The organism is Candidatus Nitrosopumilus sp., assembly GCF_029882185.1.
In the GTDB taxonomy this organism is placed as follows: domain Archaea; phylum Thermoproteota; class Nitrososphaeria; order Nitrososphaerales; family Nitrosopumilaceae; genus Nitrosopumilus.
In genome coordinates this window covers 108,314-120,598 of the sequence record NZ_JAOULD010000001.1, presented here as the reverse complement: position 1 = coordinate 120,598, position 12,285 = coordinate 108,314, and the positions used below count along the sequence as shown (strand labels likewise).

Sequence of the window (12,285 nt, the reverse complement as noted above, 5' to 3'; positions counted from 1 at the left end):
CTGCCAATCGAGCCGTAGCCGTTAACAAAAACATTCTTCATGAAATCGATATGTCTAACCCATTTATTTAGATTAGTTTGATAGTAAACACGCTTAAGTGGATATAAAATTTAGAAAATTCATGAATTGCTTAGCATGTTCAAAAAAGAAAGAGGATTTTGAGGTGTGGAGTAATAAAATAGTGATAGCAGCTACATATGATTCAGAATTTCAAAATGATGAGATAATATGTAAGATGACTGAAGAATCAATAATTTGCCATGATTTTATGCAAATGATCAAAGACAAAGTGGATGCAAATAGAAAATAAAATTAGTCATATTAATACTCTTAAGTTAACAATCAAGAATAAATCATCATGGTTAAATCATTGGGAGATTATAACAAAGCACAGTCATCATCAAATGCAAACAATATCAAATGGACCAAAAAAAATACACATGATAATGAAAAAACAAAAAAGAACAGAAAAGAAAAAATCTCTCCAACAAACATCATCCCATTAAAAAATAAAAAAACCTCAAAATCAGTAAAAAAAGTTTTCATAATTGAAGAGGAAGGTTCTAAAAGATCAAATAATGATACGAGATGTAAAAAATTTCAAAAATCATCAGTATCAAATTGTAATATTAAACCAGGGTTTAGAAGACCTGGAAGATAAGAGATCTAAACAAATCAATACTCTTAAGTTCATAATGATTTAAGATCTTTTATGAATGATGAGAAATTTTATACTTGTAAAAATTGCGGTTCAGAATTTCCATCAAAGGAAGTTAGACTTTATTGTAAGGTATGCAAATCTAATTTGGATAAAACAGGAAACTTGCCAAAATTATAGTAACGGTAAAACAATAATTGATAGGACATGCTATCCACACAACATGTCTTCATTTATGAAAATATCAATTATAGTTGTTGTAATTTCTTTCATCATAGTGTTTGTAACAATATGACATACAAGTAATATTTCACAAAAGTATTTTTAAAAAAAAAGAGACATCCAAACTAATTGTATAGACTGTTTTTAAAAAAACATAAGTCATCTCAAATTGAAATGATCCTATATGAAATTTTTTCCAACATGATAAGTTCCATTATGGATAAAAAATAAAGTGATTTTTGATTCCAATAAAACATCATGATATAGAAAATTTTTCCTAAATGGATCTATTCAAAACAATAGATTACCATCTTGAATATGGGAAACAAGTGTGTAATATTATTGTAAAATGAAATATTTACAATCAACAGTATTTGTACTGATAATAGGTTCCATTATGGCAACATCAATGTATGGTTACCAAGAAGTATATGCAATTGAAGACCACATAGTTATAGAAAAAATAATTCAAGTAGATGAAAAACTATCTAATTTGAATAAAGATAATACAAAATTTGATGAATATGCAATGAGTAAAATTTCGTTTGAAGTTAATCAGATAAAAAATATGTTGTTAGACATTAACAATCTGAATGACGGCAATGATGAATATATCGACATGATGTACAAACATCTTTCAAATGAATATACAAAAGTGTTTAATAAATATAAAAAAGAAATTAAAGAATACCAAAAAGAAAAAGGACTAACAATACAAGAGAAAAAACTTGTTTCAGAAGTATTTAAAAATAAATCAATTTTTGAAGTAAACGAATCACAGCAGAATACAGAAAAAACAGAGAAAGAATTAATCGAAAATGCAGTAAAAGAAACAAAATCCAAAAAAGAATATCATGCACTATTAAACCAAATAGGAATAAAACTTGTCAAAGAAACCAATGGGAATAAAATACAAAAAATCCATCATAAAATAGCGATCAAAGAAATTATGGATTCAAAAAAATGGGAAATAGCAATACCTGCAATTGATAGGGTGATAGGTCAAACAAATGATGATGAATCTAAAGAAAAATTAAAAGGAATAAAGACAAACATTGAAAAAATTCTAGAAAAAAGAGAAAAACAAAGAAAAGATGCACGTGAGAAAGTAAAAAAGAAAGAGGCTCCAGCTAAAGAAACACCAAAGAAAGAGAAGAAGAATAGTTTATAGAAACTAGTTATATTCAAAATGTAATGATTCATGGACCTTCTCTTGTCATAGGTGCTGGAATTGCATCAATTGCAATATTTGTGGTATTTTTAGGGTTTGATGGAATATCAAATGAAAAAGAACTGGTTATCAAACCTGCACCCAAAGTCCAACAAGTAGGACCTGCAAAAATTATACTCAATACATTTGTGGACAATGGCTCCCCCATACTCGGAAATCCAAACGCACCGATCACTTTAATTGAATTTGGAGATTATCAATGTCACTTTTGTAATGTTTTCTTCCATTCAACAGAAAACGACATTATGGAAAAGTACGTTGAAACAGGGAAAGTGAAAATGATATTCAAAGACTATAACATCATTGGTCCTGATTCAGTTAATGCATCTCATGGTGCTCACTGTGCCAACGACCAAGGTTTGTTTTGGGAATATCATGATATTTTGTATTCTAATTGGACAGGAGAAAATAATGGATGGGCATCATCTGAGAATCTTGGAAAATTTGCACAAGAGATAGGACTAGATATGGACAAATGGTCTGAATGTATGTTGGAGGGATTACATTCACAAACAATACTTGCAAGTAATGAAGATGCAAGGAGTCTGGAATTAACTGGAACACCAGCATTTTTTGTGATCGGGCCTGATGGAAAAACAACAAGACTGTTTGGAGCACAGCCTTTTGAGACATTTGAAAAAGTTTTTGAGAATGAATTGAAAAAATAGATTCTTGCGATCAGATCACTCGTAATTTGTCAAAAAAAGTACAGAAATTTCCTTCCTAGTTATTTAGAATATACCCAATATCCTTAAATGTACAAACTCGGAGCCAAGCTTATGGCAGCAGGTATAGACGACATCGCAATATACATTCCAAGATTGTATATTGATGCATCTGATTTTGCAAAAAATAGAGGTCTAGACCCAGTAAAATTACAAAAAGGTTTAGGAGTTTCTCAAATGGCAATTGTAGATGCTAATCAAGACCCTGCATGTCTTGCAGCAAATGCATGTTTGCGAATTATGCAAAAAAATAAACTTTCACCAGAAGATATCGGTAGGCTATATGTCTCAACAGAATCTGCATTTGATGAATCAAAAGCAATGAACTCATATGTAATTGGCATGCTAGAGCAAGTTTATGGTCAAGGAGCATTTGAGCATTGTGGAGGAGTGGAAACCAAATTTGCTTGTGTAAGTGGTTCATATGCTCTTTATGATAATACAAATTGGATTAGAGCAGGAGAAGCAGAAGGAAAGCATGCACTAGTAGTAGTGTCAGATATTGCAAAATACGACATGGGTTCTAGTGGTGAAATGACTCAGGGTGCAGGTGCAGTAGTCATGTTATTGAATGATGACCCAAGATTATTAGCATTTGATCCTAAAGTAACATCAACATCAATTAAAGACGAATATGATTTTTACAGACCTTTTGGAAAAGAAACACCAATAGTTCATGGACAATATTCCAATTTACTATACATGATTCAGGTGAGAAAAGCACTTGAAGCATATAAGAAAAAAGTGATTTCAACAGGATTAATCAAAATAGAACCAGGGGAAACAATTCTAGACCATATGGATTACATCAACATGCACTTGCCATATAGCAACATGGGAAAGAAAGCTCTGGCATATTTAGTTAGACATGAGTGGAGGCAATTACCAAGATGGAAGAAAATATTGCAAGAAATAGGAATTGAAGAACCAAGACCAAAAGATCCACGCGGTACAATTGAATCAGTGTTAGGAGATGAAGAATTCATGGCAAAAGATCATGAATTTACAAAATTATTTACAAAGACTCAAGCTTATCAAGAAGTGTACGAGTCCAAATTATCCAGTTCGCTTATTGCATCAAGCATGATTGGAAACTTGTATACTGCATCTCTATATCTTGGATTTAGAAGTAGTTTAGAATTTGAATATCAAAAAGGAATTGATTTAGAAGGAAAAAGAATAGGGTTTGGCTCTTATGGTAGTGGAAGTAGTGCAATGGTGTTCAGCGGTGTTGTCCAACCAGAATACAAAGAAATTGTAAAGAACATGAATTTAGAAGCAGAGATTGGTGAAAGAAGGCAATTGACATGGGAGGAATATGAAGAATTACATGAAAATAAATTATCCCCAGAAGAATCCATGGTTCATTCAAATAAAGAGTTTGTTCTAGTACATGTAGACACTGAGAAAGAATCCAGAGGCGAACGACGTTATATCTATAACGAATAATGGAAGAAGAATCAAATCCAATCAAGGATTATTTATTTGAATATATTACAAAATCAGAAATTATTCCCAATCTAATAAGCGAAAAAAAGTTTGATGAAATTATTGAGAATGTGACAGCAAATTGTTATGACAAAATAATTTCAATGGGTAAAAAAGATGAATCAGTTGGAATTTTAGCTACAGGATTACTGCATTATCTTCTAACAAATACATTGATTACAAGTCAAAGAAAAATAGAATATGATGGAATTGAGATCGACATAGTAGTTCCAGACATTAAAACTTTGGAAAAAGATCCAAAGAAAACATTGTTAATTTGTATACCAAAATCATCAGATCCCAAGGTAATTAATGATAAAATACTCCAACTAGAAAAAATTCAAACAGAAAAAGAGAATATTTGGATAGTTTTATCAGAGAATATTCCTGTAGGAAGAAAATCATTCATACTATCTAAAGAAAACAATACATTTTCAAAAATCGTATTTGAAATAGCTAAATTCAGCAATGTAGGCGGCTCAAATAAATTCAAGATTTTACGAATATGAAAATCTATTTTAACAATAATTTTAGATCAAGATTCTTTTGAAAAATTTTGCTTAAAGATGCGTTACTCATATCATTGATGAAAGGAATGGAGCCTAAAACTGGAACTTGTGTAAGACTCTTCAAGTCCCGGGTCAGTTCGTTTACAGGGTAGCCGCTATCAAAATTATTAATTATGATTCCTTTTATAGGAATTTTGTATTTTTCACACATCTTAACTGTCATAATAGTATGATTGATTGTACCAACTTTGCTTCTAGTTACAATTACTGTTGGAATTTTCATGTCTTTGATCAAATTTGTCACATAATATTCTTTGAGAATTGGAGTCATTATCCCGCCGATTCCCTCAACTAGTATCATGTCATGAAGTTTTGATAATTTTTTAAAACTAGAAATAATTAAAGGAATTTTTGGTTTTGTTTTTAGATTCTTCCATGCAGTAAATGGAGATGCAGGAATTGGAAAGAATTGAGGATTGACTAGATTTTCAGGATCAAGTGCATTTGCAGCGCGCAATAAAATTTCAACATCTTCAGATTTGTAACCTTTTTTCTGAGCAGAACCTGCTGCAAATGGTTTCATTACGCCGACATCAACACCCATTTTTTGAAATGAAACTGCCAGTCCTGCAGTGATGTATGTTTTTCCAACATCAGTATCAGTTCCAGTAATAAAGAGGGATTTCAACAAAATAAATTCCCAACCAATCATTGATTAACGCATCGGTTAATTATTAAGAACTGAAAACAATGCTAAATCTATTGAAAAGTTCCGTTTGGCATCCAAACACTCAGATGAAAGAATGGGAGTCTTTTGATAAAATTACTAACGGTAAAGGAATATGGCTAATAGACTCCGATGGGAATAAGATGATAGATGCCGTTGCATCAATGTGGTGTAACGTATGGGGACATTCAAATCCACAACTAATCAAAGCGATATCAGATCAAAGTAAAAAACTCCAGCATTCATCACAATTTAATCTGACAACAGAGCCTGCAGAAAAACTAGCAGACAGTCTTGTAAAAACATCACCAGGTATGCACAAGGTGTTTTATTCAGACAACGGCTCATCTGCAATGGAAATTGCAATCAAAATGGCATTACAGTATTGGAAAAATATCGGAAATGAAAAGAAAACAGAAATCGCCACATTAGAAAATGGATACCATGGGGATACTTTTGGGGCAATGTCTGTAGGATATGTTCCAGAATTTTTTGGTAAATTTAAAAAACAGTTATTTACAACAATACAATTCCCAGTTCCTAACAAATACCGTATGTTAAAGGGATTAACCATAAATGATTACCAAAATTTTTGTTTGGATAAGATTGAGAAAAGATTTTCAAAAAAAGACAACATTGCAGCGTTTGTGATGGAGAGTGGTGCACAGGTTGCAGGGGGAGTTGTAATTTATCCTAAAGGATTTCAGAAAAAAATTAGTCAAATATGTAAAAAATATGATGTGTTGTTTGTTCTGGATGAAATTGCAACAGGATTTGGAAGATTAGGATCAATGCTACAGTACGAAGAACAAAAAAGTATTCCAGACATTGTAGCATATGGAAAAATGCTGACAGGCGGATATTTGACAATGGCTGCAACACTGGCAAATAAAAAAATATACAATTCATTTTTAGGAGAATTTAATGATTGGAAACATCTCTTTCACGGTCATACATATACAGGAAATCCAATTGCAGCCGCAGTAGCAAATCAAAATCTCAAAATGTACAAGAAAAATAATTTAATCAAAAAAATTCAAAAAACATCTAAAACTTTTAAAAAATTCTACAGTGAAATTTTAGAAATAGACATTGTAGGAGACATTAGACACAAAGGTATGCTCATGGGAATTGAAATAGTCAAAGACAAATCAAAAAAAATACCCATATCTCCTAAACAATCAATCAATAAAATATTCTTTGAAGAAGGAAAAAAGAACGGAATCTATCTTAGAACGTTAGGAAACATAGTCATGATTGTTCCCCCATTAGCAATAACTGAATCAGAATTGAATTTACTCCTGAAAAGAACAATACTGACAATAAAATCCGCAAAATCAAAGGTAGTTTGACTGTTAACCCTCACATCAACCAAGGTTAACCATTCCATTATTGTTATAAATGGAATAATAGTAATCAAAATAATGAATACTCTGGAATTTATCAAAGAGTGCCAAGAAAAGGTATTTTCTGGAAACCACATATCATCAGAAGATGCTAAAAAACTATTAGATATTCCAGAAGAAAATCTAAAAGATTTAGCAAAATGCGCAAATGAGATTACTCGAGATTTTAACGGAGATAAAGTGGACGTTGAGCAATTAAACAACATTAAAAAAAATGCATGTAGTGAAGACTGTACATTTTGTGGACAATCTGCATTTTTTGATACAGGAATAGAGTCATATCAATTACCAACTCCAGAAGAAGTTGTTATCAAAGCACAAAAAGCTAAAGATGAAGGTGCAGAATCATATTGTCTGGTTGCGGCATGGAGAGAACCATCTCCTACAAACTTTCAAAAAGTGTGTAAAATCATTACAGAGATTAACAACAAGGTAGGAATTAGTGTAGAGTGCAGTTTAGGATTCCTGACACTAGAACAAGCAAAAAAACTAAAAGAACTCAGAGTAAAAAGATACAACCATAATTTAGAAACTGCAAAATCAAAGTTTTCTGAAATTTGTACTACGCACACATATGAAGATAGATTAAAGACGATAAGAATTGCCAGAGAAGCAGGATTAGAATTATGTACTGGCGGAATAATTGGTCTTGGAGAAACACGAGAGCAAAGACTAGAGTTAGCATTAGAGTTAGCTAGACTATATCCGGAAGAAGTTACCATCAACATCTTAGTTCCAGTTCCAGGAACGCCATTAGAATTGCAAGTTGACTTACCAAATTCTGAAATCGTCAGAATGTTTTCTGTGATCAGATTTCTATTACCTGAATCAGTGATCAAAATTTCTGGAGGTCGTGAAACAAATCTGGATGATTCTGGCGAAGAATTACTTCAAAGTGGAGCAAATGGAATCATTACAGCAGGGTATCTCACCATGAATGGAAATGAGGCTGAAAAAGACCTTAAAATGATTGAGCGAATTGGCCTTAAAGCATAAACTGAACTTTGTTGATTCAGAATTAGAAATTCTTAAAAAAAATAATCTTTACAGAAAAATGAAATATGGAATTTCTAAAGGTTCCAAAATAACTATCAATAATAAACAATTGATTAACCTATCTTCAAACGATTACTTGGGGATTCCAACAACAAAAATTCAAATCAATCAATTACAATCAAGTTCAAGATTAATTTCAGGAAATGATGATTCTTATAAAAAGATGGAAGAAGTACTTGCAAAACACAAATCACAAGAAAGTAGTTTAATCTATCCTACAGGATATATGGCAAATCTTGGAGCAATTTCAACTATTGTGAAAAAAGGAGATTTGATTCTAAGCGATGAGTTAAACCATGCAAGTATAATAGAGTCATGCAAATTATCAGATGCAAAAGTTTCAATCTACAAACATAACGACATGGAAGATTTGAACAAAAAAATGAAAGAGAAAGGAAAAAACAAGTTTGTAATAACTGAAGGTATTTTCAGTATGGATGGCGATTTGTCATCATTAAAACAAATTACAGAGATTGCAGAAAAATCAAAAGCAATAACAATAGTAGATGATGCACATGGGGATTTTGTGATAGGTAAAGATGGTAAAGGGACTCCTGAATATTTCAAAATTGCAAAACAAATTGATTTGTACATAAGCAGTTTAAGCAAAGGGTTAGGATCATTTGGAGGATATATCGCATCTCAAAGAAACGTCGTTGATTTGTGCATAAACAAATCAAAATCTTTCATCTACACATCAGCATTGCCTTCCTTTTTGATAGAATATTCGCTCAAGAGATTTCAATCCAACAGAGAAAAACAAAAGAAAATACTCGAAAAAAATACAAAACAACTCACAAAAGGCCTTAAAGAAATTGGATATGAAATAAACTCTCACTCTCAAATAATTCCCATTATAATAGGAAATGAAAAAAAAGCCATGGAATTTGGCAAATTTTTGTTCGATAATGGAGTCCATGCACAGCCAATTAGATACCCAACAGTCCCAAAGAACAAAGCTAGGCTAAGAGTATCAGTGACGGCATGGTTATCAAATGCAGATATTGAGAAAGCATTGAGTATTTTTGAAAAGGGGCATCTAAAATTTTATGATTAACGCATAGCATCAAAGCCACCAATTGCAGGTGAACCTATTATTACTGCAAATGCAACTATGATGCCCAAAACAATTCCAACAATAATGAATCGCTTATTCATGTTAAAAATAAAGACACCTTAGTTAAAAATGGATTGAATCAAGATGTGGAATAATCCTTTAAAAGAAAAATTGTAAAGGGGAGATATGACTGAGATTACCATACTAGTGGCACTACTTGCAGGCCTTGGTTCTTTTGTTGCGCCATGTATCTTACCTATGATCCCAGCATTTCTTGCATACATATCAGGAACTACTTTAACAGAATTAAGTTCCAAAAACGGTACGGTTCTACACATTAACAGAGTGAACATTATTCTAAATACAATATTTTTTGTTTTAGGGTTTTCAATCGTATTCTCAATATTAGGAGTAATTATCAACAGTGTTCTTTCAAGCACTGCAGGAGAATTTATTGAAAGTTTTAACACGATAGGAGGAATCATCATTGTATCGTTTGGTATATTTTTGCTACTTTCTACAAAAATTAATTCATTGAACATAGAGAAAAAATTCTTTCCAAAAAATTCAAAGTCTAGTTATCCAATGTCTTTTGTTTTTGGTTTATCATTTGCTGCAGGATGGACTCCATGTGTAGGTCCAATTCTAGGGACAATTCTCACTTTGGCTGCAACGACACCATCTATTTCATTTAGTTTACTACTTGCATATTCTTTAGGACTAGGAATTCCATTTATCATAATAGGAACTTTCTTCTCAAGAGCAACAGGAATCATTCGTTCAATGTCTAGACATTTGAAATATTACAACGTGATATTAGGCTCATTTATCATCATTTTGGGAATTCTAGTATTTACAAATCAACTTGCTTATATTGCAAATTTTCCACTTCTTAACAAATTAGTACTACTATGATGATACTATGAATTCAGAAATTAAGACAGGTTTGATTTTTGGGTTAATAATTGCTGCAGGATTAGTCATGGCAGGAATGATTTTTTCATCACTTGATCAAAAAGTAGAGTCATCTACAGTCTTCGAGAACATTAACTCTCTTTCTAGTATTGACAAGTCTAAATTCAAAAAGGCTCCAGAATTAGTCGGAATTGCAAATTATCTAAACATTGGACAAGATGAGTTAAACAAAGAAATGAAAGGAAAAGTTGTCTTGTATGACATTTGGACATACAGTTGCATCAACTGTATCAGAACATTGCCATACATTACTGCATGGAATGACAAATATTCTGATCAAGGATTGCTAATTATAGGAATACATTCACCTGAATTTGAATTTGAAAAAAATCCTGAAAATATAAAAATGGCAATTGAAAAATATGGAATTACTTATCCTGTTGTAATGGATAATGATATGAAAACTTGGAAAGCTTTTGAAAATAAATATTGGCCAAGAAAATATATCGCAGACCATGAAGGATTTCTAAGATATGACCACATTGGAGAAGGAAGATATCAAGAGACAGAGAAAGTTATTCAGCAATTACTAGAAGAAAGAGCTATGGCAACAGGGATTGATCTAAAATCAAAATCATCCCTTGTAGACATTGAAGAATTTCAACACTCTATATTCAGAACACCAGAATTGTATTTTGGATATAAATTTGCACAAAACAGAAATCAACTAGGAAGTGAAGAAGGATTTCAACCAGGAAAAACTGTTTCATATTCTGAACCAGACAACATAGAATTACACAAATTCTATCCTGTCGGATTATGGAAAAATTATGAAGACAGTATGAAATTAGCATCAGATGTAGGATCTATCAAATTGTTATACAATGCAAAAGAAGTGAACATAGTAACTGAAAATAATGCAGAATTGGAAATATTTCTAGACGGTATTCCGCTACCTAAAGAATATTCAGGAAATGACATCATGAAAGATAATTTTGTCAAAGTAACAGATGCAGGTTTGTATAACATCATATCTAGTAATTCTAGTGCATCTCATTTGTTGGAGATTAATGTCAAAGGAAAAGATTTCCAGATATTCACATTTACCTTTGGATAGTGTAACTATACCATGTTGTAACTCCAGTTACACCATCTAGAGTGACAAATCTCTTTAAAACAAAAAATTCAACCATATTTTGGATTAAAGTATGATTAGTAACTCTTGGAACAAAACTGACGGCATAAGCATATCTCAGAAAGTAATGGGAAGGGTAAAGCCTGACGAACCATTAAAAAATAAGATTGATCTTGCGCAAAAAAAATTACAATTTCAGATTTCAAAATTAGAAGTAATTAATGAAAAATTACAGAAAAAACATGACGTAATTTTTGAAAAAATTGTTAATGCACAAAGAAATAACAAGCCAAGCTATGCACAAGCATATGCAGGAGAATTAACTCAAGTTAGAAAAATGAAGAACATGGTTAGTGGAGCAAAACTATCCATGGAACAAGTTAAACTTAGACTAGACACAGTTTCAGAATTAGGAGACGTAGTAGTTACACTCAGTCCATGTATGTCAATCATCAAGGGATTAAGTCCATCATTGAGTGGAATTATGCCAGAAGCAAATGCATCAATGCAAGACTTGTCACAAATTCTTGGTGATGTAATGTCTGGATCCTCGGTAGGTATTGGAGATAGTATGAGTATGGTTCCAGAAACAAATGCAGACACATTAGCAATTCTAGAAGAAGCACACAGTGTCATTGCAGGACAAACAAAATCTTCAATCCCAGATGTTCCAGATTCACTCAAACGTCAAATTGTTGAGAAAAAGACAGATATCTTCATCTAGAATATCATTCTGTAAATAAAAATAAAAGAAAACAATCACTTTGATTTCTTTTTACTTTTTTGAATCAAAATTTTCTTGATTCTAGATATTGTAGGATAGCTATATCCACGTCTACGATAATTTGCAATCATCATTTTCCAATTTTTTAATCTCCACTGAGCTTGCTCAGTAGTAACTGAATGTACTTCTTTCTGAATAATGCTTTTTCTTCCAACCTTTAGTGTACCTGCATCTTTTGCAGACCATCTGTTTTTTGCAAATTTCAGACCGGTAAGAATTTCTTCTATAGGCATTTCCTTGAAATATTCTTTTAATTTTTTTAATTCAATATCTGTAGGTGTTTTAGATACAGATAATTCAATAGTAGGTTTTGCCATAATGATTCATCCACACCATACTTTAAGAGAATCCTGCTAAAGGAGAATTAACAAA

At 31.8% G+C, this 12,285-nt stretch carries 14 protein-coding genes; 12 read left to right on the top strand and 2 right to left on the bottom strand.

The window, feature by feature from the left end; translation table 11 throughout:
- Positions 1-121 precede the first annotated feature (121 nt).
- From OEW78_RS00845 to OEW78_RS00820, 6 genes are all read left to right on the top strand, one after another.
- The gene (locus tag OEW78_RS00845) at positions 122-310 is read left to right on the top strand and encodes a hypothetical protein (protein WP_300322826.1); all 189 of its coding nucleotides are present in this window, start codon (positions 122-124) and stop codon (positions 308-310) included.
- 48 nt (positions 311-358) lie between these two features.
- Positions 359-661: a hypothetical protein gene (locus tag OEW78_RS00840; protein ID WP_300322824.1), complete on the top strand. Its 303-nt coding sequence runs from the start codon at positions 359-361 to the stop codon at positions 659-661.
- 568 nt (positions 662-1,229) lie between these two features.
- Complete coding sequence (locus OEW78_RS00835; protein WP_300322822.1) at positions 1,230-2,051, top strand: hypothetical protein; 822 nt, start codon at positions 1,230-1,232, stop codon at positions 2,049-2,051.
- A 23-nt stretch (positions 2,052-2,074) separates the two neighbouring features.
- On the top strand, positions 2,075-2,779 hold the full coding sequence (locus OEW78_RS00830) for a DsbA family protein (RefSeq protein WP_300322820.1): 705 nt from the start codon (positions 2,075-2,077) through the stop codon (positions 2,777-2,779).
- A gap of 111 nt (positions 2,780-2,890) precedes the next feature.
- Entirely contained in the window at positions 2,891-4,285 is a 1,395-nt protein-coding gene (locus OEW78_RS00825) for a hydroxymethylglutaryl-CoA synthase (RefSeq protein WP_300322818.1), read from the top strand.
- Complete coding sequence (locus tag OEW78_RS00820) at positions 4,285-4,833, top strand: hypothetical protein (RefSeq protein ID WP_300322816.1); 549 nt, start codon at positions 4,285-4,287, stop codon at positions 4,831-4,833. Before OEW78_RS00825 ends, OEW78_RS00820 begins: the two co-directional genes overlap by 1 nt.
- A gap of 4 nt (positions 4,834-4,837) precedes the next feature.
- Here the strand turns inward: OEW78_RS00820 and bioD are convergent, their stop codons facing one another.
- Complete coding sequence (bioD, locus tag OEW78_RS00815; protein WP_300322832.1) at positions 4,838-5,521, bottom strand: dethiobiotin synthase; 684 nt, start codon at positions 5,519-5,521, stop codon at positions 4,838-4,840.
- Positions 5,522-5,583: 62 nt separating this feature from the next.
- On the opposite strand from bioD, the gene bioA reads away from it, so the two are divergent.
- The 6 genes from bioA to OEW78_RS00785 all read left to right on the top strand — a co-directional run bounded on the left by bioA (position 5,584) and on the right by OEW78_RS00785 (position 11,853).
- Entirely contained in the window at positions 5,584-6,912 is a 1,329-nt protein-coding gene (bioA, locus tag OEW78_RS00810) for an adenosylmethionine--8-amino-7-oxononanoate transaminase (protein ID WP_300322814.1), read from the top strand.
- 72 nt (positions 6,913-6,984) lie between these two features.
- Entirely contained in the window at positions 6,985-7,962 is a 978-nt protein-coding gene (gene bioB / locus OEW78_RS00805; protein ID WP_300322811.1) for a biotin synthase BioB, read from the top strand.
- Positions 7,937-9,079, top strand: coding sequence for an aminotransferase class I/II-fold pyridoxal phosphate-dependent enzyme (locus tag OEW78_RS00800; RefSeq protein ID WP_300322809.1), 1,143 nt, complete (start codon positions 7,937-7,939; stop codon positions 9,077-9,079). Before bioB ends, OEW78_RS00800 begins: the two co-directional genes overlap by 26 nt.
- Before the next feature lie 186 nt (positions 9,080-9,265).
- Entirely contained in the window at positions 9,266-9,994 is a 729-nt protein-coding gene (locus OEW78_RS00795) for a cytochrome c biogenesis protein CcdA (protein ID WP_300322807.1), read from the top strand.
- Positions 9,995-10,001: 7 nt separating this feature from the next.
- Positions 10,002-11,111: a redoxin domain-containing protein gene (locus OEW78_RS00790; RefSeq protein ID WP_300322805.1), complete on the top strand. Its 1,110-nt coding sequence runs from the start codon at positions 10,002-10,004 to the stop codon at positions 11,109-11,111.
- Between the two features lie 91 nt (positions 11,112-11,202).
- The gene (locus OEW78_RS00785; protein ID WP_300322803.1) at positions 11,203-11,853 is read left to right on the top strand and encodes a hypothetical protein; all 651 of its coding nucleotides are present in this window, start codon (positions 11,203-11,205) and stop codon (positions 11,851-11,853) included.
- A 35-nt stretch (positions 11,854-11,888) separates the two neighbouring features.
- On the opposite strand, the gene OEW78_RS00780 is transcribed toward OEW78_RS00785, so the two are convergent.
- Positions 11,889-12,230 (bottom strand): hypothetical protein, encoded by a 342-nt coding sequence (locus OEW78_RS00780; protein ID WP_300322801.1) that lies wholly within the window; start codon positions 12,228-12,230, stop codon positions 11,889-11,891.
- Positions 12,231-12,285: the final 55 nt, after the last annotated feature.